The sequence below is a fragment of the Amphritea sp. genome, from assembly GCF_016744155.1.
In the GTDB taxonomy this organism is placed as follows: Bacteria; Pseudomonadota; Gammaproteobacteria; order Pseudomonadales; family Balneatricaceae; genus Amphritea.
In genome coordinates this window covers 140,237-165,639 of record NZ_JADGEW010000007.1, presented here as the reverse complement: position 1 = coordinate 165,639, position 25,403 = coordinate 140,237, and the positions used below count along the sequence as shown (strand labels likewise).

Genomic DNA, 25,403 nt, shown 5'->3' with positions numbered 1-25,403 from the left:
TCGCGACTGGCTAGACGCGGCTTCGCCGCTTGCTCGTAGCTAGGAGAGCCTTTTTAAGAGGCGGTGTGACAACGGACACTGTAAGAGAAACCTGCTGGAGAAGCTCCGACCTTCAAACAAAAAAACCGCCTAACGGCGGTTCTATATTTGTTCTAGCGAACGAAGTATCTAAATCCTAGCAAGCGACGCAGTCGCGTCTTGCTACTCAAGATTTTTATCTCTTCTTTCCTTTTTTCTTCTGCTTGTCATTATGAAGCTTCTGGCGCAGTTTTTTCATCACCTGCCGTTTAGAAAGCTCATTCTTTTTATCTTTGAATGGGTTTTCGCTGCTTTTGAATTCAAAGCGCAACGGCGTTCCCTTGATACCCAACACTTTTGTGAACTTATTTTCCAAATAACGTTTATAGGAACCCGGTAGCGAGTTGGTCTGGTTACCGTGAATTACAATAACCGGCGGATTAGAGCCACCCTGGTGAGCATAACGCAGCTTGATGCGATTACCATTTACCAATGGCGGCTGATGGTCAGCAACGATATCTTCCAACATCCGCGTAAGCTTGTTTGTTGGCCATTTCATCATGGCGAAGCCATACGCTTCATCAACCGAGCCAAACAGGTTGCCTACGCCACTGCCATGTAAAGCAGAGATAAAATGCATTCGAGCAAAAGAAACAAACTCAAGGCGACGACGTAACTGCTCTCGCACAACCTCTTTATCTTCGCCGGTCATGCCATCCCATTTATTCAGAGCTATTACCAATGAACGACCCGCATCAAGCACATAACCCAACATATGCAGATCCTGGTCGGACACACCTTCCTGAGCGTCAATGACCAGCACCACGACATTGGCATCTTTGATCGCCCGAAGCGTTTTAATAATTGAAAACTTCTCTACTGCTTCGGTCACATTCTTACGCCGACGTATACCCGCGGTGTCGATTAATGTGTACGGCTCTCCATCACGCTCAAAAGGAATATAGATACTATCCCGCGTAGTTCCTGCCTCATCGAATACAACTACACGGTCTTCGCCCAAAATACGGTTAACCAACGTCGACTTACCCACATTTGGGCGCCCAACGATCGCTATTTTCTTTTGACGCAGCCACTCTTCATCTTCTTCAGTCTCTTCCCGCAAAGGAATATCCTGCAAAACATGCTCGATTAACTGAGTCACACCACGTCCATGGGATGCCGCAATTGGCAACGGTTCAGATAAACCTAGTCCGTAAAAATCTGCCATCGCTACATCAGGATCAAGACCATCGGTCTTATTGACGACAACATGACTTTCTTTTTCACAACGACGCAGATGATCAGCAATCATCTCATCAGCAGGACTGAGCCCTGCACGACCATCAACCAGAAATAGCACGATATCAGCTTCATCAATAGCTAACAGTGACTGCTCAGCCATCTTATAATCAATACCATCTTCATCACCGGAAATACCCCCGGTGTCTACCACCATGTAATCCCGCTCTCCCAGACGACCTTCACCATACTTCCGGTCACGAGTCAGACCCGACAAATCAGCAACGAGCGCGTCGCGACTTCTTGTCAGCCTGTTAAACAGTGTCGATTTACCCACATTTGGGCGACCAACGAGAGCAATTACCGGAAGCATATTTAGTTACCAATTATATAAAAAAGCGTTATTACATAAAGCAAAATGGCGGCTACCTGATATAGCAGGTAGCCGCCCGATTTCTAGCGCATAAGTTAATTAAGCTGTAATGCACTCAGGCGACCACTGTTGCCCAACACGTACAAAACATTACCCTCAACAGCCATATCTCCACGAACACCAGCTGAGTCAGCCTGATAACGCGCAACAAAGTGTCCATCCACCTGAGACATAAAGTGCAGGTAACCTTCAAAATCACCTACAACGACAGTATTACCTAGCACAGCAGGTGCCGTAATTTGGCGATATTCTAATGCAGACTGACGCCAAACACTGGCGCTACTGCTTTGATCGAATGCCTGAAGAAAACCATTCTCTTCGCTCACATATATGTTACCAAAACCTGCCGACAAACTTTGATAACTAGAAGCCTTCTGAGACCATAAGATCTGAGCATCTGCAGCGCTAACAGCAACCAGTTTCCCCTGGTAACTAACAATATAGATCACGCCATCAATATACAGTGGGCGGGCATCGATATCGATTAGCCGCTCTAATTCCGTTTTACCTTCAGCAACAGTAATACGACGCTGCCATAGCTCAAGCCCGGTATCATTTCGAACAGCTATCAACTTACCATTTGCAAAGCCTGCAATAGTCACATTTGAAGCTACTATCGGGGCACTAGTTCCGCGCAACGTTAAACGAGGAATTTGGCTATCATAAGTCCAGCGACGCTCACCGGTATTCAGATCCATAGCAACCAGTTTGCCATTCTGCAACTGAGCAACAGCCAGATCAGTATTCATCTGAACCGGACTAAGGGTTTCACTACTTAACTGCTGACGCCACATTTCTGTCCCATCAACAGCATTTAGCATAATCACTTCACCTGGCTCGGTAGTCACCGCAACATGAGCCGGACCAACACCTACGCCACCGGCAATAGTCGATTCAAGATCAATATTCCAGATCACTTTGCCATCAGCACGGTCGACGGCATAAACTTTACCCTCGACATCCGCAGCATAGATAACGTTCTCGTTAACCGCCAAACTAAGCTTATTAAACTTCTCACCCAATCCAGCGCCTACGGAAGTTTTCCAAAGAACCTCTACCTTCTTTTCAGCGTCAAAGCTCACCAGTTCAGCAGGCTCGATTTCAACTTCACCGCCCCACCAACCGCAAGCGGAAAGGCTGAGAACGCTAATTGAGATCAGTGCAAGTCGACATAACTGTTTCATCTGTTAATTCCCTTCTGCAGCCAAACTTTCAAGCTTAATATCCAGGAGAGGCCGAGCACCCTGAGGCGCATCTGCTGCTGCAGATTGGTAAGCACTACGTGCTTTATCAAGCTCACCCTGCTGTAGATAAAGATCGCCCTTCAACTCTGCCAGGCTAACGCTGAAACTTGATTCTTTAAGCGCATCCAGAAGAGAGATAGCATCACCTGCATTACCCATAGCCGCCATTACCCGTGCTTTACGCATAGTCGCTACAGTTTTCATGACGCTATCTTGAGATTGACCCAAAACCCAGTCAAGCTCACTGATGGCTGCCGCATAATCACCTGCATCAACAGAAAGACGAGCCGCAAACAAAGCACCAAAGTGCGCATAGGCGGTATCACTGTAATCTTCCTTCAGGCTTTTAGCCAGATGAGAGGCCGTTGTTCGCTGCTCATCCGTTGACTGCGGGCCGCTTGCCAACGCTACAGCCTGCACCAAACTCTGGTAAACAGTTGCCGCGTTCTCTGCAGTAACACGCTGATTACTTTCCCAGCCTTTCCAGCCGAATACAATGGCCAGCGCCAGCGCAACCCCTAATAGAAGAGACTTACCGTTCTCTTTCCACCAGCCTTTTAACGCCTCAACCTGTTCTTCTTCAGTGCGCATTTCCGACACAGCTCGCTCCTAATCGTATTCGCTTATTGTATTGCTAATTATGCCTGCCACTGCTGCTGCAGCAACCCACTCAGGTTATCGACCTGAATGTCATAAATTGGTTCAGAGTTATACCACAGGTTGGCAAGCAGAGAGTCGTTTTCTTCACGAATCAACACTACCCAGGGAGCACCTGTCTGTCTCGCCTTACTACTTATATTCTTAAGACCGCTGCAGTGTACCCGAATTCGCATCCCAGGCAACTTGTCCCGTAACTGGTCAGCCAGTACCATTAACCGGTTCTGCAATCCTTTATGCTCTGCTGCCAGATAAAGGTCAAATGGCTGCCTTAGAGTTTCCGGCACGACCTCCAGAGTTTCCAACAGCAGAATCAATCTTTCTATACCCATGGCAAAGCCGACGGCTGGCGTAGGCCTGCCACCCAATTGCTTTACCAGGCCATCATAGCGCCCACCTGCACAAACGGTACCCTGAGCACCCAATTTATCGGTCACCCATTCAAAAACCGTTTTACAGTAATAATCCAGACCACGGACTAATCGCGGATTTAGCTCATAAGTTATTCCCGCCTGATCCAGCATGCCACACAGATCAGCGAAGTGTTCACGAGATTCGTCATCAAGATAATCGGCTAAAGAAGGCGCATCATCAAGCAACGATTGAGTTTGAGGATCTTTACTATCCAACACTCTCAATGGATTAGTGGTTAATCTGCGCTGACTATCCTCATCAAGCTTATCTTTACGCTCAGTCAGATAAGCAACCAGGGCATCTTTATACTCTGCCCGAGCTTCATTACTCCCCAGCGAGTTAAGCTGGAGAGTAACCGAATCAAGAACCCCTAACTCCTTCCATAGCCTTGCGCTGAGCATAATGACTTCAGCGTCAATATCGGCACTAGCCATACCGAAGGTTTCTACTCCGATCTGATGGAACTGGCGATAACGACCTTTTTGAGGTTTTTCATAGCGGAACATCGGCCCTTGATACCATAACCGTTGCGTCTGATTAAAGAGTAAACCATGCTCTTCACCAGCACGAACACAGCTGGCGGTACCTTCCGGACGAAGAGTCAGACTTTCACCGTTGCGGTCATCAAAGGTATACATCTCTTTCTCTACGATATCAGTAACTTCCCCGATAGAACGCTTAAAAAGATCTGTTTGCTCGACGATAGGCATACGAATTTCTGAATATCCATAAGCGCTGAGCACTGATTTCACACTATTTTCCAGAAACTGCCACACCGGCGTCTGGTCTGGCAGAATATCGTTCATTCCACGAATGGCTTTTATTTTGGCCAATGTTTAATACCTAATCGACTAATTCTATATTAACTTTGCGGCAAATTTAAACGCACCACACCGGAGCGGATATTACGGTCAAATTTCACAGATTTTCCATCAAAAATCACATCGCCCACAGCATTCGCTCTTCCCAGCAACACTTTAAGCGGCGTTACACCCGAAACAGACAGCTCACTTCCTGCAGGCTTAACCCGCATTGCAAGCACCTCTCCGGTACTATCTTCTACGCTTACCCAGCACTCATCTACGAAAGTGATACGTAGTGCTCCTTCAGCACTGCCCGCTTGCTGCTTTATCGTCTCTACTGGCTTTAATTCAACCGGCTGCTCAGCAACCACATCTGTAACCTGCGTATCTACTAGCGCCGCTTCAGTAACCGTCAGAGGTATTGATATCTCACCTGAAGGCAGTATCTCAGACTCTCCAACAACAGACAGCTCTCCACTCCCTGATGCCTCAACCGGTTTTTCTATCTGAACAGGCTGCACAATCAGAGTAGTTCCATCCGTTGACTCTACCTCTACCGACTGCGTCACAGGCAGTTGAGATAAAGACTGATCAACCCCTTGTTGAGTTTTCCACCACCAAACAGTTGCAGCGATGATCACTAATAAAAAGATCCAGGTTGACCACTTAATCATCGGATCACTCAGACGGGCTGATGATTGCATACCAGGAGCAGAACGAATATTAGGCGCGGACTTCGAACGACCGTACATCGCATCGAAGTGGATCAGAAAGCGTTCTTCATCCAGCTTCAGTAATTTGGTATAGGAACGAATATAACCCCGGGCAAAGACCAAACTCGGTAACTCTTCAAACGCAGCACGTTCTAGAGAATCAATGTATTTATCTGATAATCTCAACTCATGGGCAACATCCTTCTGAGACAAACCCTCCTGCTCTCTTGCAGCAATAAGCTCAGCAGTTGGAAACACCTGCCCTTCACCATCTTGATTCAGCGACTGATCATTACTCACAGAGTCGACTCCTTATACTGACGATACTCTTCTGACTCAGGAAACATATTTTTAAGAATCAAACCATAGGTAGCAGCGTTCACACCGAGGTTCTGCAATCGGGATATTTGCACACCTAACCAGAGGCTCTGAGCACTATGCTGCACCCTCTTATCATCAACCATCGCTCTGAACTGCTCGAAGTAACTAACAGACGCTTCTAACTCATCTTTTTGAATCAGTACGTCTGATAACTGCAACAGCGCTGTGGGACGATTAGGATTAAGCTTCAAACTGCGCTTAAACGCATGCTCTGCAGCATCGAGACGCTCAATCAGCAGGTAGCAGCGCCCCAGGTTTTCAAACGCCTGACTTCGCTGATTGTAAAAGGGATCTTCTGTGGCACGAGCCAATTCTTTACAGGCTTGGGAATAGCGCTCTAAGCTGAATAAAAAAGCACCGTAGTTATTATGCATCATGGCGCTATCAGGCTCTGCAGAGATAGCTTTTTGAAAATAGCTTTCAGCCAGTTCTGGCTCATCTTCTATCTGAAACACCATCGCCAAACCGTTATAGGCCTCAGCGCCATCAGAATTGATTGCAATCGCACGCTGAAAAGCGACTTTAGCATTTGCAGTATCGCCACTGCTTAAATATTGCATACCCAAAGAACTATAGGCCTGCGACGCTTGTGGAGCATTTTGTTCAGACGTTGTAACTTCCTGACTCGCACAACCCGAGATAATCAGACTAATCAGTATTATCAGATAACCTTTCAATCTTATTTACTCCTGGCGAGATAGCTTTACATTCTATCAATTAACGAGAGGGCTCCTGCTGCACCCCTGTCGCATCTTTTAACGGTATATACTTTTCACTGCGGCGGGTTCGGTCTATTACCTGGCCAACCAGCTGACCACAAGCGGCATCAACATCATCACCCCGGGTACGTCTCACTGTCGTTATAATTCCAGCTTTGACCATCACCATTTTAAAGGCTTGAATAGTATCGTCATCCGGGCGCTCATAGCCAGAGTTAGGAAACGGATTAAATGGTATTAGGTTTAGCTTGCAGGGTAAACGCTTTAACACCTTAACCAACTGTTTTGCTTGACTTGGGTGATCATTAATCCCGGCCATCATAGTATATTCGACCGTAATCACTCGTTTATCGTTTAAACCGTCCATGTAACGATTACATGCATCAACCAATTCGTTAATTGGATAGCGCTTGTTTATCGGAACTAACTGATCCCGCAACTCATCATTTGGGGCATGCAGAGAGATAGCCAAAGACACATCTGTAACCTCTCCCAGCTTATCAATTTGCGGAACGACACCGGCGGTACTCAGGGTTACCCGACGCTTAGATAAACCGTAGGCATTATCTTCCATCATCAAGTGAATCGCATCGACAACATTATCGAAGTTCATCAACGGCTCACCCATTCCCATCAAAACGACATTGGTTACCCGGCGATTACCAGAGGGATCAAAGGGCCCGAAGGAGCGAATAGCAACCCGAACCTGGCCAATGATTTCGGCAGCACTCAGATTTCGATTGAAACCCTGCTTACCGGTCGAACAGAAACTACAATTCAGAGAACAACCAATCTGAGAAGAAACACAGAGGGTCGCCCGTCCATTTTCAGGAATCAATACTGCCTCGACAGCAGAACCGCCATCCAGCTGTATAACCCACTTACGAGTACCGTCTTTAGAGATATTCTGAACCAACACTTCAGGTTCACGAATTTCAGACACCTCACTCAACTTCTCGCGCAATGCCTTACTGATATTAGTCATTTCATCAAAGCTGCTAGCACCAAACTGATGAATCCATTTCAGCACCTGTGTCGAGCGGAAAGGCTTTTCGCCAATGCTGACAAAGAACTCTTCCAATTTCTTTGGCGAGAACCCTAGCAGGTTAGTTTTTTTGATGGATTCGGTCATAACGGCCTCAACTTTCATGAAATGACGGGCCGCCAAATAGCGGCCCGCAGGGATTACTTACCGAAGAAGTAAGCAATCTCGCGCTCTGCAGACGCAGCAGAGTCAGAACCGTGTACAGCATTTGCATCAATTGACTGAGCGAAATCACGGCGAATAGTACCTTCAGCAGCTTCCTGTGGGTTAGTAGCACCCATCAGCTCGCGGTTCAGGGCGATTGCGTTCTCACCTTCCAGCACTTGAACAACAACAGGACCAGAGGTCATGAACTCAACCAAATCACCAAAGAAAGGGCGTTCTTTATGCTCAGCGTAGAAACCTTCAGCTTCTTCACGAGACAACTGCTTCAGCTGCATCTCAACAATTTTTAAGCTGTTAGACTCAAAGCGAGAAACGATTTTACCAATAACATTTTTTGCTACTGCATCAGGCTTAATGATAGAAAAAGTACGTTCGATAGCCATGTGCTATTCATCCTCAGTATAAAGTTCAGGGCATTACGAAGCCCACAGACTAAAGTCTCAGGCTTCTTAGAAAAAGAAAACGCGCAATTATACGCTAAGGCCTGCTCACTTAACAGCACTCCCAGAGATGAAAAAGCCCGCATTAGCGGGCTTTTTCACAATCATTCACTGACGTTCTTCGATCCAGGCCATTTGAATTCCTTCCAACACCTTCTCTCCACACCGATCAGGGTCATCATCAAAACCTTCAAGAGCCATAACCCACTCATAAAGATCGGGAAAACTCACAGTCAACGGATCAGTATCCGGATACTTTTCATCAAGCTCGATAGCAATATCGTAAACATCTACCCACTTCATAGCGATCTCCTACCAACGATTTCAGCGCTAAGCTAATGTCTTTCAGAAACTTGATTGATGGTGTACTTAGGTATTTCCACCACAATATCTTCATCAGCAACCACCGCCTGACAACTTAAGCGTGATTCAGGCTCCAGCCCCCAGGCCTTATCCAGCATATCGTCTTCCAGCTCATCGGACTCTTCTAACGAACCAAACCCTTCACGCACAACCACATGACAGGTAGTACATGCACAGGACTTTTCACAGGCATGCTCTATCTCTATCCCTTCACGCAAAGCAGCATCACAGATAGTCTCGCCCGCCTCTGCTTCGATCACCATACCGTCCGGACAAAGCTCTTCATGGGGCAAAATAATAATCTGTGGCATCAGGAATCTCCCTCGATCTCATCAATACTGTGCCCTTTAAGGGCATTCTTAATACTCAGATCCATACGTCGAGCAGCAAAGAAGTCGCTAACCTGAGCTAACACCTTCACACCCTGCTCAATCAAAGCGGAATCTGTACCATTACGAAGGCTAAACAAAACAACCATCTGTTCTTGCAGGTGAACTAACTCTTCTTCAGATAACAATTGCGTGCCATCTGCTGAAATAGCCTGTTCAAGTGAGTGAAGCAAGCGATCAGCTTCCACCTGCTGTTCACGCAGGTTACGCGCAGCCATATCTCCTTCAGCACAACTGTAAGACGCCTTAAGCATCTCAGCAATCTCATTATCAGCCAAACCATAAGAAGGCTTCACCTGAATTTCACTTTCAATACCTGTCGACAGCTCTTTCGCAGAAACACTCAACAGACCATCGGCATCTACCTGAAACGCAACCCGAATTTTAGCCGCACCAGCAGCCATCGGAGGAATCCCGCGCAAAACAAATTGCGCCAGAGAGCGACAATCATCAACCAATTCACGCTCACCCTGCACAACATGAACCATCATTGCGGTCTGACCGTCCTGGTAAGTTGTAAACTCTTGAGCACGTGCAACAGGTATCGATGTATTGCGGTGAATAACTTTCTCAGCCAATCCACCCATAGTCTCGAGACCTAAAGACAGCGGCAGCACATCCAACAGCAGCATCTCACTGTCAGGTTTATTTCCCGCCAGCACATCTGCCTGAATCGCAGCACCCACCGCTACAACGCGATCCGGATCAATATCAATATGCGGCTGACGCTCAAAAAACTGCTCCACCCGAGCGCGAACAACCGGCATCCGGGTACTACCGCCAACCATTACAACTTCGAGCACTTCATCAGTACTCACGCCAGCATCTCTCAACGCGCGACGACAAGCTCTGACGGTTTTATTGACCAGCGGTTCCACTAACCCATCAAACAACTCCCGGGTTACTTCCAAAGAAACTTTCTGACCCGCGTGGTCCAGATCCACAACCACCGTTTCATTCTCAGTCAGACGCTCTTTAGTCCAGCGCGCCTTCTCAGTCAGGTAACGAGACTCACCAGCAATCACTTCAGCGCCGCCTAGTTGCTGCAAAAACCACTGCGCAAGCGCCAGATCAAAATCATCCCCCCCCAAGGCACTATCACCTCCGGTAGAAAGAACTTCAAAAACACCTTTATTGAGCCGCAAAACGGATATATCAAAAGTACCACCACCTAAGTCATAAACGGCGATAACACCCTCAGCACCCTGATCCAAACCGTAGGCCACTGCTGCGGCAGTCGGCTCATTCAGCAGACGCAGTACTTTTATTCCAGCAAGCTGGGCCGCATCTTTAGTTGCCTGGCGCTGAGCATCATCAAAATAAGCCGGCACGGTAATCACCGCGCCCTCCAACTCTCCTTCCAGAGAAGCCCGGGCACGGGCCTTAAGCGTTTTAAGAATCTCCGCTGAGATTTCTACAGGACTTTTATCACCGGCAACCGTCTGCAGATAAGGCATACCACCGTCAGTATCAGCAAAACGGTAGACCGCCTCACCCTGTAGGCCCTTCAGATCTACCGCGCCACGGCCCATCAATCGCTTAACGGACATAATGGTATTGAAAGGGTCAACCGAAGCTTGCGCCAAAGCAGCCTGCCCAACAACAACCCCCTGATCGGTATAACGCACAACAGAGGGCAACAGGTGACTACCCCCTTCATCCGGCAAAGTGGCTGCCTCGCCACTGCGGACGGAAGCAACAAGCGAATTAGTTGTACCTAAATCAATGCCTACCGCCAGCTTTCGCTGATGGGGCTCAGGACTCTGTCCCGGTTCTGCAATCTGCAATAACGCCATATTTATTTATTCATCGAAAAGTTGATCTTCCAGAGCCTCAATTTCACGGCCCAGTTTATCAATAAACTGCATTTTTCTGACACAGACAGCGGCAGCATCAAGGGAGGTTGGAGTGGATTGTTGATAGAAACCATCAAACTGACTACGCAACCCTTTCATCTCACCATCAACCGTCGCTTGCAAGGCCATCAGCTCAGCATCAGGATCTGACGCCTCGCGAACAGATTCAAGCCCTTCTCTAAGCTCCATCTGCTGCATCAAAAACATCGGCTCAAGTTGAACCTGCGTTTCAGAGAAAGTATCAATACCTTCCATTTTCAACAAATACTGAGCACGAGTCAGGGGACTTTTCAGAGTAGACACCGCTTCATTAAGATAAGCAGTATATTGCACCGAGAGCCTGCGCTCCCGATCCGAAAGATGAGCAAAACGATCCGGGTGCAGCGTTTTTTGCAGCTCCCGGCTTCGTTCAGATAACGATTGTAGATCTAGCTGGTAAGTCACCGGCAGAGCTAAAAATTCGAAATAGTTCTGGGTAATATCCATCATATAGCCAGCAGATAAAGAAGATAGGAACTCAAATGTTAAAGCTTTCGCCGCATCCGCACTCATTTTTAACGTTAGGATTAATAAATTTAAACCCTTCGTTAAGACCCTCTTTAACAAAGTCTAATTCTGTACCATCAAGATATAGAAGACTTTTCGGATCAATAATCACTTTAACACCTTCGGTCTCAAACACCTCATCTTCATCCTGGGTGTCGTCAACAAATTCCAGCACATAAGCCATGCCTGAGCAGCCTGAAGTACGCACACCCAAACGTATACCCAGCCCATGCCCTCTGGACTGTAAATATTTGCTAACATGCTGAGACGCAGCAGGTGTCATTGTAATTGCCATGAATCCGCTTACTCCGTTGAGCCCTGAGCTCAGTTATTACTTCTTAGCCCGCTTCTCTTTATAGTCAGCAACCGCTGCTTTAATAGCATCTTCTGCCAAAACCGAGCAGTGAATCTTAACCGGCGGCAACGCCAGTTCTTCTGCAATTGTAGTATTCTTTAGCTCTTGGGCTTCATCAAGACTCATACCCTTAACCCACTCTGTTACCAGCGAGCTTGAAGCTATTGCTGAACCGCAGCCGTAGGTCTTGAACTTAGCATCTTCAATGATACCCTCATCACTGACTTTAATCTGCAGACGCATAACATCACCACAGGCAGGCGCTCCCACCATACCGGTACCAACATTTTCATCTGAATCATTCATCTTGCCGACATTACGAGGGTTCTCGTAATGATCGATAACTTGTTCACTATAAGCCATAACGACCTCCTAAAGCGGTTTCCCCACTAAATATTTAGTGGTGAACCCATTCAACTTTGCTTAAATCCACACCGTCTTTAAACATATCCCACAACGGAGATAGCTCACGGAGCTTACTTACTGCTGTGCGAATCTCAGCAACAGCTTCATCAATATCCTGCTCTGTCGTAAAGCGACCAATGGAGAAGCGAATAGAACTATGCGCCATCTCATCACTCAACCCTAACGCTCGCAACACATAGGAAGGCTCAAGGCTCGCCGATGTACAGGCAGAACCCGATGAGACCGCCAGATCTTTCAAAGACATCAGCAATGACTCGCCTTCAACATAGTTAAAGCTGACATTCATATTGCCAATATAGCGCTGCCCCTCAGAACCGTTCAGAAAGATCTCTTCCATACCAGTAAGACCATCCCAAAAACGTTTCCGCAGAGTAGTAATGCGTTCATGCTCTTGATGCATCTCAGCCTTAGCGATTGCAGCAGCTTCGCCCATACCAACTATCTGATGTGTCGCGAGTGTGCCAGAACGCATACCACGCTCATGACCACCACCATGCATCTGCGCTTCCAGACGTACCCGCGGCTTACGACGTACGTAAAGCACCCCCATACCTTTCGGGCCATACATCTTATGAGCAGAAAGAGAGAGCAGATCAACTTTCATTGCCGCAATATCAATCTCTACTTTGCCAGCACTCTGCGCTGCATCGACATGGAACAAGACACCTTTAGCCCGGGTAATCTCACCGATAGCTGCGATATCATTGATCACACCAATTTCGTTATTCACGTGCATTACTGAAACCAGAATAGTGTCATCACGCAGCGCATCAGCAATTGCCTGAGGCTGTATAATGCCATCCTTATCCGGGTCCAGATAAGTCACCTCAAAACCTTCACGCTCTAACTGACGACAGGTATCCAGTACCGCCTTATGCTCAATCTTGGACGTAATGATGTGCTTACCCTTCTTTTGATAGAAGTGAGCAACACCTTTAATAGCCAGGTTATCAGACTCTGTCGCACCGGAGGTCCAGACGATCTCGCGTGGATCAGCATTAAGCAAATCAGCAACCTGGCGACGAGCTGTTTCAACAGCTTCTTCAGCTTTCCAGCCATACAGGTGTGAACGGGATGCCGGGTTACCGAAATTACCGTCCATTGTGAGACACTCAATCATCTTTTCCGCAACCCGAGGATCAACCGGGGTCGTTGCGGAATAATCAAAGTAGATTGGTAATTTCATTATCTATACTTCTCCAAAAAACTGAACCAAAAGGTCAGACGGTTACTTTTGCTGAAATCAATGAATCTTCAAACGACGCATTATGCCCACGATTCTGACGCTCTGCCACAGATCGAACATCTTTTCTCGCCATAAGGTCAGCCAGACTTATCTTACTTAAAAAATCATGAATCTGACTACTCAGGTCGCACCACAAGTGATGGGTAAGACATATATTACCATCCTGACAACTACCCGTGTGCCCACAGCCAGTGGCATCAACTGATTCATTGACCGCATCGATCACCTGAGCTACATCTATATCTTGCTGCTCGCGGTTAAGCTGGTATCCACCACCAGGTCCACGTACACTTCGTACCAGTTCATTACGGCGCAGTTTTGCAAACAACTGCTCGAGATAGGAAAGGGAGATACCCTGTCTCTCGGAGATATCTGCCAGACTTACCGGCCCGTTACCAGCATGTATTGCCAGATCGAGCATCGCTGTTACCGCATACCGGCCTTTTGTTGTTAATCGCATCGCTTAGCCTCTTTATCTTTTTCGTCCTGCGACGAAGCTGCAAGCATTATGCAATAACCAACCTTTTTGGTCAACTATTTAACCAACTAAAACAGTCAACTTTATAACCCCATAATAAACAATGTTACTTCGTCCACACCAATCTCGAATAGTACCGAATCAGCGACGATTACACTTCTGAATTGCAGTCAGCATTCCTCGCAGAATATTAACCTCAATTTTATCCGGGAGCGCTCTTAAGAAAAGCCGACGCAATCTGGGCATTAAGTTTCTTGGTTTTTCCGGATCAAGAAACTCCACATCAGTCAAAGTTTCTTCAAGATGATCAAACAACCGCTCAAGCTCACCATTATCTGCCAGCTCAACATCCCATTCCGTTCCCCACTGAGGCCTTGCCTCATCAGCCCCCAATACCTTAGACATCCGAAGCTCATAAGTAATCACCTGAACGGCTGCCGCAATATTGAGCGAACTAAACTCCTCATTAACCGGAATATGAACATGATGATGACACCGCTGCAGCTCATCATTAGTTAACCCTCGATCCTCCCGACCAAAGAGCACCGCAACGCGGACATCCTCAGACAACGGCTCAACAATAGCCGCAAGTTCTCGCGGATTAACGATCGGCCATGGAATCGTTCGGCTGCGAGCACTGGCCCCGACAACTAACTGGCAATCACTCAACGCCTGATCTAGATTATCAACCACTTGCGCGTTTTCCAGAACATCTGTAGCACCAGCCGCACGGGCATCAGCATCCCGATGTGGAAACTTTCTCGGCTCAACCAAACACAGATCAGACAAACCCATGTTTTTCATCGCCCTGGCCGCCGCACCAATATTGCCTGGATGAGAGGTGTTAACCAGTACAATTCGGATGTTTTTCAGCATCTTTAACTCGCCCGCATTAAAAAAGGCCGCTATTTTACCAGATAATTACCAACTATTAATCCCGAACGGTTCTTTATATGGCAACTGTTTTGTATAATGCCCGCTTTGGTTCCCTTATTGGTATTTTACAGATGCAACCGATGGTTAATATCGCCCTGCGCGGAGCTCGCGCCGCAGGTGAACAGATCACCCGTTCAGTAGAACGACTTGATCTGATCAAATCTGAGCAAGCAAGTGTTAGCGAATATCTCGAAGACACTTGCACACAAGCTGAACGCATTATCGTTAACACGATCCATAAGGCGTACCCCGATCATCAGATCAACTGTGAATACACCGGCACCCATAAACCTGAAGACAGGGTTTGCGATGTAATCTGGACAGTTAATCCTATCGACAGCATTTCAAACTTCTCTAACGCTCTGCCAGTCTTTGCTTTAAGCCTAGCCTGTCATCAGCGCGGCAAGCTTGAACACGCCATTATTCTCAACCCCATCACGGGCGAAGAGTTTACGGCGAGTCGCGGCAGAGGCGCACAGATGAATGGCAAACGCTTGCGCGTCAGCAATCGTAAGTTGCTTGACGGCTCCCTGATCGGCAGCGGATTCTTTGGTCGCAGCAGTGATAAAGAGAACCTGGACAACTTCCAGCAGATCTTCAAAAGCATCACACTGGAAAGCGGCAGCATTTACAGCGGTGGCTCACCAGCATTGAACCTGGCATACACGGCAGCAGGACGCCTGGACGGCTTCTTCCAGTTCGGCCTGAATCAATGGGAAATGGAAGCAGGCATCCTGATGATTCAGGAAGCCGGCGGACTACTAGCAGACTTCACCGGCGACAATAATTTCAAGTCATCAGGTAACCTGGTAGCAGGCAATCCGAAAATACTAAAAGCCCTACTGCAGAATATTCGCCCTGCCATGAGCAATAAATCTCAGTAAAAACTACAGCACATATCAAGACAAAAACCGGGCTATGCCCGGTTTTTTTTTATTCTCACGAAGAAAAAACGGCACAAAAAAACCCGGCACCAGGCCGGGCTTTCTCTTTCCGTTATACTAAACCCAGGACTCAGGCATCAAACGGATGACGCAGAACAATTGTCTCAACTCGATCAGGACCTGTTGAGATGATATCAATCGGCGCACCAACCAACTCTTCAAGACGCTTAATATAGGCAACCGCTGCCGCTGGCAACGCTTCCAGAGTTTGCGCACCCAGAGTAGTCTCCGTCCAGCCCGGCATTGATTCATAAACAGGCTGAACTGCGTCATAATCTTCACTACCACTAAGGGAAGTTACAACATTACCCTGCGCATCTTTATAGCCGACGCAAATTTCTATAGTTTCCAGGCCATCCAGAACATCCAACTTAGTCAGACAAACACCGGATACTGAGTTAATCTGAATCGCATGCTTCAGCGCTACCGCGTCAAACCAACCACAACGACGAGCACGACCAGTAGTCGCACCAAATTCGTGACCACGTTGAGCCAGACGCTCGCCAATTGCGCAATCCAACTGAGTCGGGAACGGACCAGAGCCAACACGTGTCGTATAAGCCTTAGTAATACCCAGAATATAATCCAGGTAAAGCGGACCAAAACCACTACCGGTCGATGCTCCACCCGCTGTGGTATTAGAAGAGGTAACAAATGGATAGGTACCGTGATCGATATCCAGCAACGAACCTTGAGCACCCTCAAACATTATGCTTTCACCACGCTCACGATAGCCGTGTAGCATCGCAGTAACATCAGCTACCATCGGACGCATCACCTCAGCCATTTCCAGCGCTTCTTTCAGCACCTCATCATAGCTAACCGGCTCAGCCTGATAGTAGTTTTGCAGCATGAAGTTGTGATATTCCATCACTTCTTTCAGCTTCACCGCAAAACGCTCCGGATTCATCAGATCATCCAGACGCAAACCGCGACGCGCCACCTTATCTTCATAAGCAGGACCAATACCGCGGCCGGTAGTACCGATTTTCGCATTACCACGCGCCGTCTCACGCGCAACATCCAACGCAACATGGTATGGCAAGATCAGCGGACAAGCCGGACTCAGACGCAGACGTTCACGTACTGGCACACCCTTATCTTCCAGCTCTTTAATCTCTTTCAACAGCGCTTCCGGTGACAGCACTACACCGTTACCAATCAGGCACAGCACGTTTTCACGCAGTACGCCGGATGGAATCAGGTGTAGTACGGTTTTTTCACCGTCAATTACCAGCGTATGACCAGCATTGTGACCACCCTGAAAGCGCGCCACTACAGACGCCTGATCAGTTAACAAGTCGACGATCTTACCTTTACCTTCGTCGCCCCACTGCGTTCCTAAAACAACTACGTTTTTGCCCATTGGTTGTCTCTGACTCTTAATCTAACTTAAAAATTTACAGGCTCTCGAGAACCCAAGCTCCATCCTGCTGCACCAACTGATGAGTAAACTGCTGCTGATCTTCCACAACAGCCTCATCCAACAACTGGACAACACGCTCACCCTGAGCTCTCAATTCAGCCACAGCGTCCATTGCTGCTGCATTATCAGTAACCGGCACCAGCACGTTCTTACGCGCCGACTCTTCCTTAGAAACAGACAACTCCACTAGAGTTTTCAGATCCGCACTAAACCCGGTTGCCGGACGGGCACGACCAAAGTCACGCCCCACTTCATCATAACGACCACCCTTAGCCACCGCTTGCCCAAATGCAGGAACATAAGCGGCAAACACAACACCGGTGTGATAGTTATAGCCCCGCAGCTCACTCAGATCGAAATAAAGATCCAGTTGCGGGTAGCGACTAGAAATCCGTGCAGCCAGGGCATCAAGATAATCCAGCGCTTCAATAATCGATTCATCAACATCAGCAAAGCAGTCACGCGCCTGCTGCAGCACTTCACGACCACCATGCAATGTTGGCAATACCGCCAAATAAGTCTTAACAACATCTGTCAGATCGGACTGCTCCAGAAAAAACGCAATCTCTGGCAGATCCTTACGCTGCAGTAGCTCAAAATACTCTGCTTCCTGATCCGCACTCAAAGCAGCGCCACCGATCAAGCCGCGATATATGCCCACATGACCTAGATCCAGACTCAGCTCCCGATTCACCTGCATCGCATTCAGGGTTTCAACCATCAGCGAGATGATTTCAACATCGCTGGCAACACCAGAATGACCAAACAGCTCAGCACCCACCTGCAGCGGATTACGCGAAGCCAGGGGATTTGCCGGAAGAGTATGCAATACCGTACTACAGTAACAAAAACGAACAGGCCCTTGATGGGTCAAACGATTTGCATCAATACGAGCAACCTGCTGCGTAATATCAGCACGAACACCCAACATCCGCCCCGTTAACTGGTCTGTCACTTTAAAAGTATTCAGTTCCAGATCGCGACCTACACCTACCAATAAAGAATCAAGATGCTCAATCAGCGGCGTCATGACTAACTCATAACCCCAGCTATCGTACAGATTCAATAACCGGCGGCGCGCCGACTCTACCTGTTGTGCCTGAGGCGGTAGCACCTCTTTGACGCCGTCTGGTAACAACCAGCGTTCTGCCAACGTCATGCAACTCTCCGAAATACAGTGAATCAGTTAAATATATACAGCAGGATGGCCCCAGCCACCATGCTTATAAAACCTGTTATGCGCAGCCCTTGATTACTCACCAGCGCTAACTGATGCACAAGGTTTCGCCAGCGCTGTGGATAGAGAAAAGGTACTATGCCTTCTAACACCAACATCAGACAGAAACCTATCAGTAACTGATGCCATAAATCAGAATTCATTACCTACCTCAACACAACGACATAGCCGCCACATAAAAAAACCGGGTTAAAACCCGGTTCGGAATATTACCACGAAATAGGCGCTTTAGTGCAGCCTATTCCGCGTATTTTTTATACAACAATTAGCGAATACAGATCACTTTCCGTTGGGGTTACCCAGATAACGGAAGAACTCACTATCAGGCTTTAACACCATGATATCGCCCTGCTGACCAAAGGCCTCTTTATAGGCATTCAGACTACGGTAGAAGGAGTAAAACTCAGCATCTTTGTTGTATGCATCAGCGTAAATCTTAGCCGCCAGCGCATCACCTTCACCACGCACTTCCTGAGCATCACGATAGGCATTAGCTTCAAGTACGGCTTTCTGACGATCTGCATCAGCCCGAATACCTTCAGCAAACTCCTTACCACGCGAACGCAACTCACGCGCTTCCCGCTCTCGTTCAGTTCTCATCCGCTCATAAACCGAGGCAGATACTTCCTGAGGGAGGTCGATTTTCTTAATCCGAATATCGATCATCTCAATACCTAGCTCATCTATGGTCTGAATACTCAGCTGTTCAACCAGCTCAGACATCAGCTCATCACGTTCGCCGGATACCACTTCAGTCAGCGTACGCTCACCAAACTGATTTCGCAGACCCGCATCCACGTTAGGGAAGAGAAGATCTGCCGCTTTATACTGATCACCGGATGTAGCGGTGTAGTATTTCTGCGGATCAACTACTCGCCATTTGATGAAAGAGTCGACGATAAGACGCTTCTTTTCAATAGTCAGATACGCTTGTGGTTGCGCATCCAGGGTCAAAACCCGCCCATCAAATTTACGCACCTTATTAACAACCGGCCACATAATATGCAGACCTGGCTGGATATCCGCGTTAACGATCTCACCAAATTTCAGCAATACCGCCCGATCAGTCTCTTTAATAATATAGAGAGAGTTAAAGCTAACCATTAGCAGCAATAGCGCGATCACCAGCGCCGTCATTGATTTACCTGACATTAGCGTGCCTCCCTACCTGTAGATTGTTGACGCTGACGAAGCTGTTCAACCACCTGATCAGTTATTGTACTAAGATCAGAGTTGTTCAAACTCCCTCCTCCGCTGCTAATTGAAGCCCTTGGACGATTCTCTACCAGTTTATCCAGTGGCAGATACATCATATTGTTACCACCTTCAACATCAACCAACACTTTTGAGCTATTGGCATACACCGCTTCCATAGCATCAAGATACAGACGTTCACGGGTCACTTCAGGCGATTTCGTATACTCGGTCAACAATGCGGTGAAACGCTGCGCGTCACCATCTGCCTGAGCGACAACCCGCTCCCGGTAACCATTAGCTTCTTCCTTCATACGCTGAGCAATACCCCGCGCTTCAGGAATAATACCGTTACGGTAAGACTCAGACTGGTTCATGGAACGCTGTTCATCCTCACGGGCCTTGATCACGTCATCAAACGCATCCTGAACCTGAGAAGGCGCTTTCGCTTCCTTTATATTGACCTGAGTAATACGCAAACCGGTCTCATAATCATCCATATAGCCCTGGAGACGTAACTGAACGTCATCACCAACAACCTCACGACCTTCGGTCAGGATTGAGTTCATCTCGGATGAACCTACGGTATGACGCAAAGCTGATTCAGACGCATGACCCAAACTAACCTCCGGATCACGCACTTTCAGCTTAAACGCGACAGGATCAGAGACAACGTACTGAACCGTCATACTGACATCAACGATGTTCTCATCTTCAGTCAGCATCAGAGAACGATGTTCGTATGCACTTACTCGAGTCACGTTCACCGTCATCACATCATCGACCAATGGCGGATTCCACTGGAGACCGGGCATTACTGTTTCGTAATACTTACCTAAACGCAGCACAACACCACGCTCCTGCTGGTCGACGGTATACACGCCCATCGCAGCCCAACCAATCAGCACAACCAGCGCTATAACGCCAAAGAAGCCTCCGGTTGATGCAGATGAAGGACCAGAGCCGCCACCGCTATTACCACCGCCACCTTTTTTGCCGAAAATGCCGTTAAGCTTTTCTTGCAGCTTTTGCAGCGCTTCATCCAGATCAGGCGGCCCCTGATCTTTACCGCCTCCGCCGCCACCTTTACGGTCGCCGCCACTATTCCAGGGGTCCTGATTATTCCCGTTACCACCAGGCTCATTCCAAGCCATATTATTCTCCGCTTACATAACTATTTAAACGATTAAAAAAGTGTAAGAAGGCTGCCTTAACTATGCAACCACTCCGGCTTGTTAACATTAGCACCCAAATATCGTTCTGGAGCTACTTTCATACGACTGAGCAACTGCATCAGATCTTTTCTTTGAATACGCACTTCAAGACTAATCTGCCCCAGCTCATCAACACTTTCACTTAGCACGGCACCTAATGCATAGAATTGGGCACGTAAACCACCCTCCTCCGGATTTAAGCTTAGCTGTTCATGAAAGATATCGTCAGACAGTAGTTCTGATACCGCCTGAAACAACAGATCAACGCCTTCTCCAGTTACCGCAGACAACCAAACCCTGACCGGTTTACCTTCGTCATTACGGTCGATCCGAGCTTCGGCCCGTTCGAGCATATCGATCTTATTGTAAACCTCTAAAACCGGCACTTCATCAGCACCAATTTCTCCCAGTACCGAATGCACTTCATCCATATGCGACTGACGCTCATCGTCATAAGCATCGATAACATGCAGTAACAGATCCGCTTCAATAGTTTCCTGCAACGTTGCCCGAAACGCTTCAACCAGTTTATGCGGAAGATGGCGAATAAAACCTACGGTATCCGCCAGAATCGCCGGACCCACATCATCCAGCTCCACTCTTCTCAAAGTCGGGTCGAGGGTCGCAAACAACTTATCAGCAGCATATACCTCAGCATCAGTAATATTATTAAACAGGGTAGATTTTCCTGCGTTGGTATAACCCACCAGTGACACAGTAGGTATCTCAGAGCGACTTCGGGCACGACGACCCTGTTCACGCTGCTTACGCACTTTATCTAAACGTTTAAGAATGCTTTTTATCCGCGCTCGCAATAATCGGCGATCGGTTTCCAGCTGTGTTTCACCGGGACCACGCAGACCGATACCACCCTTCTGTCGCTCAAGGTGGGTCCAGCCACGAATCAGTCGGGTAGACATATGCTCTAACTGAGCCAGCTCCACTTGAAGCTTACCTTCGTGGGTACGCGCTCGCTGAGCAAAGATATCAAGAATCAAACCGGTACGATCCAGAACCCGACACTCAATCTCATGTTCAAGATTTCGTTCCTGACTTGGACTGAGTGAGTGATTGAAGATAACCAGTTCAGCTTCGTGCAGACGAACAAGATCCTTCAACTCTTCAACTTTACCAGAGCCAATAAAAGTTTTAGGACTAGGGAGACTTCGTGACCCGGTTAAAAAGGCAACCGGATCAGCACCAGCAGATAGGGCGAGCTCTTCTAGCTCTTTAGGACTTTCCCGGTCCACCTCATCTGCCATATCGATATGAATCAGAATGGCGCATTCGCCAGACTCGGGACGCTCAAAGAACAATGAAAACCTCAGTCAGCAGATTCGTCGGCCTGTGGAAGCTTCACCGGACGAGCCGGGACCACAGTAGAAATAGCGTGTTTATATACCATTTGACTGACCGTATTCTTCAGTAGAATAACGAACTGGTCGAACGATTCAATCTGTCCCTGTAACTTGATACCGTTTACCAAGAAAATGGAAACGGGTACCCGTTCTTTACGCAGTACGTTCAGATAAGGGTCTTGTAACGATTGCCCTTTTGACATTGGAAGCTCCTTCCTAAGAGTAAGTGATGCACTGCAGAACTGCTAAAACGAATAACACCGCAATACAAAATGCTGCCACCAAAAAGTCGTGCAGCCCAAAAAATAAAATCAGTATTGCATTATATAATGGTCCCTTCCAACAATTTCAAGGCATTATTGGTTAAATTCGGGTCAGTGGATTCAAAATGGTGCAGATTATCCCAACTACGCAGCCAGGTAATCTGTCTTTTAGCCAGCTGCCGCGTTGCTATGACAGATTTTTCAATCATCGTGGCGTAATCCCAGGTCCCTTCAAAAAATTCCCACATCTGTCGATAACCAACGCAACGAACAGAAGGCATCTGCAGATTCAGGTCGCCCCGATTCCAAAGCGCCCTCACTTCTTCTTCAAATCCCTGTTCAAGCATAATCTGAAAACGTTTTTCAATCCGTTCATGGATTGTTTTACGCTCCTGCGGCATAACGCATATCTGACTAACATTATAAGGCAGCTGCTGTTTTTGCTGTTCCTGCCACAGTTCAGTCATTGAACGGCCGGTCAGCTCGTAAACTTCAAGCGCTCGCTGCATCCGCTGTGGATCATTCGGATGTATTCGTTGTGCGGCAACAGGATCTACCTGCTCCAATCTTTTATGCAAACTGTCCCAGCCATGCAGCTCCGCTTCGTCAACCAACCGATCACGGACTGCCTGATTCGCCTGGGGCAGTGTTGCTAACCCCTTTAACAGCGCCTGGTAATACAGCATAGTGCCGCCGACCAACAATGGAATTTTACCGGCAGCGCTAATGTCAGCCATCTCACGCAGAGCATCCGCACGAAAATCTGCCGCAGAGTAACTTTCAGCTGGATCAAGTATATCCACCAGTTTGTGAGGATAGCGGGAAAGAAATTCAGTATCAGGCGTCGCTGTCCCGATATTCATATCCCGATAGATCATCGCCGAATCAACGCTGATAATCTCACAGGGCAGGCGATCATAAAGATCCATTGCCAGATCGGTTTTACCCGAAGCAGTAGGTCCCATTAGAAATATAGCGGGAGGATGTTGCTGATTATTCAAATTATTGACCCCGCATAAACAGACCATCGAGGTCGTTCATCGACATCTGAGTCCAGGTAGGACGGCCGTGGTTACACTGACCACTACGCTCGGTCTGCTCCATATCACGCAACAAAGCATTCATCTCAGGGATGCTTAATTGTCGATTGGCCCGGACGGATCCATGGCAGGCCATAGTCGCCAGCAACTCATTAGTATGTTCCTGAATTTTCTGACTGGTGCCAAACTGCACCATATCCCCCAGCACATCAAGGATCAGCTTACTGACATCGGCACTAGCAAGAGAGACAGGCAACTGTCGAATCACCAACGTTTCTTCGCCCATCCGGGCTATTTCAAATCCCAGTTTAGCGAAAACCTCAGCCCGTTCTTCGGCACAGTCCGCTTCCGCAGAACTGACCGCCATACTCACCGGTACCAACAACGGTTGACTGCGCACGCCTTCAGCCTCATAAGCCAGTTTCATACGTTCATAAACCACCCGCTCATGGGCTGCGTGCATATCAACTACGACTAACCCAGCATCATTCTGCGCCAGAATAAACACCCCATGTAGTTGAGCAATGGCGTAGCCTAAAGGAGGACATTCCGCATTATCCGTCTCGGCAAGCGATCCGCTCGCCCCCTCTAATCCCGAATTCTGTTGCGGATGCAACGCAGCATACCCCGAGATCTGCTCACGAACCTGCCCCACCGAAGGACGGTCAGACGAGTAGCTATTGTGGGTCGAAAAACCTGAGCCAGCAGCACTTCCTACATCCCGCTGTAACTGGTGCAGCGGCATTCGACTCTGCTCAAAATTTTGCTGTGACACCGCTTGCCCGGGTGCTGCGCTCAACATCGCACCGGCTGCCGCACCAGAAATTGCAGGTTCAAGCCCCTGCTCCGGGCGAATATCGGCAATCACTCGATGAGTGGTACGGAAAATAAAGTCATGGACAAGACGAGTCTCGCGAAAGCGCACCTCGTGCTTGGTCGGATGCACGTTAACATCCACCAGCTTCGGATCCAGTTCCATATACAAAACATAAGCGGGATGACGACCGTGATAAAGAACATCCTGATACGCCTGACGCAATGCATGCGCTACCACCTTATCGCGGATAATCCGGCCATTTACAAAAAAATACTGCAGGTCGGCCTGACTTCGTGAGAATGTCGGCAATCCAACCCAGCCCCACAATCTCAACCCCGATGCCTCAGCACTGACATCCACTTTCATCGCGTTTTCAATAAACGCAGGAGACAACAGGGAGGCTATACGCCGCTCCTGCTCAGCATCTGTAACTGCAGGCCGCAGCTGATGAATCACTTTCTGGTTATGACGCAGCGTAAAACCGACATCAAATCGGCTAAGCGCCATCCGTTTAACTACCTCTTCCAGGTGCTTAAACTCAGTTTTTTCTGTTTTAAGAAATTTACGTCTGGCCGGAGTATTAAAGAACAGATCTCGTACTTCAACGGTCGAACCCTGTGGATGAGCCGCCGGTGATACTTCAGCGATCATATCCCGACCTTCGGTCAGCACCTGCCAGCCAGCATCCTGATCTGCGGTTCTTGAAGTCAACGTCAGGCGAGACACAGAACTCACTGAAGCCAGCGCCTCACCACGAAACCCAAGGCTCTGCACTGCTTCAAGATCATCCAGATTACGTATCTTACTGGTTGCATGTCGACTCAGCGCTAATGACAGATCATCTTTTTCGATACCCTGACCATCATCCCGCAGCCGGATCAGTTTAACCCCGCCCTGCTCGACATCCAGTTCAATTCGGCTTGCCCCCGCATCAAGACTATTCTCCAGTATCTCTTTAACCACTGAAGCGGGGCGTTCAACAACTTCACCAGCAGCGATCTGGTTCGCCAGCCGCGGTGTTAGCAGATGTATTCGGGACATAAA

At 48.0% G+C, this 25,403-nt stretch carries 27 protein-coding genes; 1 reads left to right on the top strand and 26 read right to left on the bottom strand.

Going from position 1 to position 25,403, the window contains the following annotated elements; all coding sequences use genetic code 11:
- Nucleotides 1–214: 214 nt before the first annotated feature.
- From der to trmJ, 17 genes are all read right to left on the bottom strand, one after another.
- Nucleotides 215–1,630: a ribosome biogenesis GTPase Der gene (gene der, locus QZZ54_RS08525; RefSeq protein WP_290701573.1), complete on the bottom strand. Its 1,416-nt coding sequence runs from the start codon at nt 1,628–1,630 to the stop codon at nt 215–217.
- Nucleotides 1,631–1,725: 95 nt separating this feature from the next.
- Complete coding sequence (gene bamB / locus QZZ54_RS08520) at nt 1,726–2,874, bottom strand: outer membrane protein assembly factor BamB (RefSeq protein WP_290701570.1); 1,149 nt, start codon at nt 2,872–2,874, stop codon at nt 1,726–1,728.
- 3 nt (nt 2,875–2,877) lie between these two features.
- The gene (locus QZZ54_RS08515) at nt 2,878–3,525 is read right to left on the bottom strand and encodes a tetratricopeptide repeat protein (protein WP_290701588.1); all 648 of its coding nucleotides are present in this window, start codon (nt 3,523–3,525) and stop codon (nt 2,878–2,880) included.
- A 47-nt stretch (nt 3,526–3,572) separates the two neighbouring features.
- Entirely contained in the window at nt 3,573–4,838 is a 1,266-nt protein-coding gene (gene hisS, locus QZZ54_RS08510) for a histidine--tRNA ligase (RefSeq protein WP_290701568.1), read from the bottom strand.
- A 29-nt stretch (nt 4,839–4,867) separates the two neighbouring features.
- Entirely contained in the window at nt 4,868–5,821 is a 954-nt protein-coding gene (locus QZZ54_RS08505) for a RodZ domain-containing protein (protein WP_290701566.1), read from the bottom strand.
- Nucleotides 5,818–6,579, bottom strand: coding sequence for a type IV pilus biogenesis/stability protein PilW (pilW, locus tag QZZ54_RS08500; protein ID WP_290701564.1), 762 nt, complete (start codon nt 6,577–6,579; stop codon nt 5,818–5,820). Before pilW ends, QZZ54_RS08505 begins: the two co-directional genes overlap by 4 nt.
- Before the next feature lie 40 nt (nt 6,580–6,619).
- Nucleotides 6,620–7,753 (bottom strand): 23S rRNA (adenine(2503)-C(2))-methyltransferase RlmN, encoded by a 1,134-nt coding sequence (gene rlmN / locus QZZ54_RS08495; RefSeq protein ID WP_290701562.1) that lies wholly within the window; start codon nt 7,751–7,753, stop codon nt 6,620–6,622.
- Nucleotides 7,754–7,806: 53 nt separating this feature from the next.
- Complete coding sequence (gene ndk, locus QZZ54_RS08490; protein WP_290701558.1) at nt 7,807–8,214, bottom strand: nucleoside-diphosphate kinase; 408 nt, start codon at nt 8,212–8,214, stop codon at nt 7,807–7,809.
- 165 nt (nt 8,215–8,379) lie between these two features.
- Nucleotides 8,380–8,580: a Fe-S cluster assembly protein IscX gene (gene iscX, locus QZZ54_RS08485; protein WP_366645318.1), complete on the bottom strand. Its 201-nt coding sequence runs from the start codon at nt 8,578–8,580 to the stop codon at nt 8,380–8,382.
- 26 nt (nt 8,581–8,606) lie between these two features.
- Nucleotides 8,607–8,945 (bottom strand): ISC system 2Fe-2S type ferredoxin, encoded by a 339-nt coding sequence (gene fdx, locus QZZ54_RS08480; protein ID WP_290701552.1) that lies wholly within the window; start codon nt 8,943–8,945, stop codon nt 8,607–8,609.
- Nucleotides 8,945–10,819: a Fe-S protein assembly chaperone HscA gene (gene hscA / locus QZZ54_RS08475; RefSeq protein ID WP_290701549.1), complete on the bottom strand. Its 1,875-nt coding sequence runs from the start codon at nt 10,817–10,819 to the stop codon at nt 8,945–8,947. Before hscA ends, fdx begins: the two co-directional genes overlap by 1 nt.
- 6 nt (nt 10,820–10,825) lie before the next feature.
- Entirely contained in the window at nt 10,826–11,368 is a 543-nt protein-coding gene (gene hscB / locus QZZ54_RS08470; RefSeq protein ID WP_290701547.1) for a Fe-S protein assembly co-chaperone HscB, read from the bottom strand.
- Between the two features lie 28 nt (nt 11,369–11,396).
- A complete protein-coding gene (iscA, locus tag QZZ54_RS08465) occupies nt 11,397–11,720 on the bottom strand; it encodes an iron-sulfur cluster assembly protein IscA (protein ID WP_290701544.1) in 324 nt (107 codons plus the stop codon).
- Between the two features lie 36 nt (nt 11,721–11,756).
- A complete protein-coding gene (iscU, locus tag QZZ54_RS08460; protein WP_290701542.1) occupies nt 11,757–12,143 on the bottom strand; it encodes a Fe-S cluster assembly scaffold IscU in 387 nt (128 codons plus the stop codon).
- A 34-nt stretch (nt 12,144–12,177) separates the two neighbouring features.
- The gene (locus QZZ54_RS08455; protein WP_290701540.1) at nt 12,178–13,392 is read right to left on the bottom strand and encodes an IscS subfamily cysteine desulfurase; all 1,215 of its coding nucleotides are present in this window, start codon (nt 13,390–13,392) and stop codon (nt 12,178–12,180) included.
- Between the two features lie 34 nt (nt 13,393–13,426).
- Nucleotides 13,427–13,912: a Fe-S cluster assembly transcriptional regulator IscR gene (iscR, locus tag QZZ54_RS08450; RefSeq protein WP_290701537.1), complete on the bottom strand. Its 486-nt coding sequence runs from the start codon at nt 13,910–13,912 to the stop codon at nt 13,427–13,429.
- 159 nt (nt 13,913–14,071) lie between these two features.
- A complete protein-coding gene (trmJ, locus tag QZZ54_RS08445; protein ID WP_290701534.1) occupies nt 14,072–14,806 on the bottom strand; it encodes a tRNA (cytosine(32)/uridine(32)-2'-O)-methyltransferase TrmJ in 735 nt (244 codons plus the stop codon).
- 77 nt (nt 14,807–14,883) lie between these two features.
- On the opposite strand from trmJ, the gene QZZ54_RS08440 reads away from it, so the two are divergent.
- Nucleotides 14,884–15,750, top strand: coding sequence for an inositol monophosphatase family protein (locus QZZ54_RS08440; RefSeq protein ID WP_290701531.1), 867 nt, complete (start codon nt 14,884–14,886; stop codon nt 15,748–15,750).
- A gap of 130 nt (nt 15,751–15,880) precedes the next feature.
- On the opposite strand, the gene QZZ54_RS08435 is transcribed toward QZZ54_RS08440, so the two are convergent.
- The 9 genes from QZZ54_RS08435 to mutL form a co-directional block, all read right to left on the bottom strand.
- Nucleotides 15,881–17,176, bottom strand: a complete 1,296-nt coding sequence (locus tag QZZ54_RS08435) for an adenylosuccinate synthase (protein WP_290701529.1) — start codon at nt 17,174–17,176, stop codon at nt 15,881–15,883.
- Between the two features lie 34 nt (nt 17,177–17,210).
- On the bottom strand, nt 17,211–18,395 hold the full coding sequence (locus tag QZZ54_RS08430; RefSeq protein WP_290701526.1) for an ATP phosphoribosyltransferase regulatory subunit: 1,185 nt from the start codon (nt 18,393–18,395) through the stop codon (nt 17,211–17,213).
- 23 nt (nt 18,396–18,418) lie between these two features.
- Nucleotides 18,419–18,616: a DUF2065 domain-containing protein gene (locus tag QZZ54_RS08425; RefSeq protein ID WP_290701523.1), complete on the bottom strand. Its 198-nt coding sequence runs from the start codon at nt 18,614–18,616 to the stop codon at nt 18,419–18,421.
- Nucleotides 18,617–18,752: 136 nt separating this feature from the next.
- Nucleotides 18,753–19,625: a protease modulator HflC gene (gene hflC / locus QZZ54_RS08420; RefSeq protein WP_290701521.1), complete on the bottom strand. Its 873-nt coding sequence runs from the start codon at nt 19,623–19,625 to the stop codon at nt 18,753–18,755.
- Nucleotides 19,625–20,821, bottom strand: a complete 1,197-nt coding sequence (gene hflK / locus QZZ54_RS08415) for an FtsH protease activity modulator HflK (RefSeq protein WP_290701518.1) — start codon at nt 20,819–20,821, stop codon at nt 19,625–19,627. Before hflK ends, hflC begins: the two co-directional genes overlap by 1 nt.
- Before the next feature lie 56 nt (nt 20,822–20,877).
- Nucleotides 20,878–22,197, bottom strand: a complete 1,320-nt coding sequence (gene hflX / locus QZZ54_RS08410; protein ID WP_290701513.1) for a ribosome rescue GTPase HflX — start codon at nt 22,195–22,197, stop codon at nt 20,878–20,880.
- A gap of 8 nt (nt 22,198–22,205) precedes the next feature.
- The gene (gene hfq, locus QZZ54_RS08405) at nt 22,206–22,442 is read right to left on the bottom strand and encodes an RNA chaperone Hfq (RefSeq protein ID WP_290701510.1); all 237 of its coding nucleotides are present in this window, start codon (nt 22,440–22,442) and stop codon (nt 22,206–22,208) included.
- 119 nt (nt 22,443–22,561) lie between these two features.
- Entirely contained in the window at nt 22,562–23,467 is a 906-nt protein-coding gene (gene miaA, locus QZZ54_RS08400) for a tRNA (adenosine(37)-N6)-dimethylallyltransferase MiaA (protein WP_290701585.1), read from the bottom strand.
- Between the two features lie 37 nt (nt 23,468–23,504).
- On the bottom strand, nt 23,505–25,400 hold the full coding sequence (gene mutL, locus QZZ54_RS08395) for a DNA mismatch repair endonuclease MutL (protein WP_290701507.1): 1,896 nt from the start codon (nt 25,398–25,400) through the stop codon (nt 23,505–23,507).
- Nucleotides 25,401–25,403 lie beyond the last annotated feature (3 nt).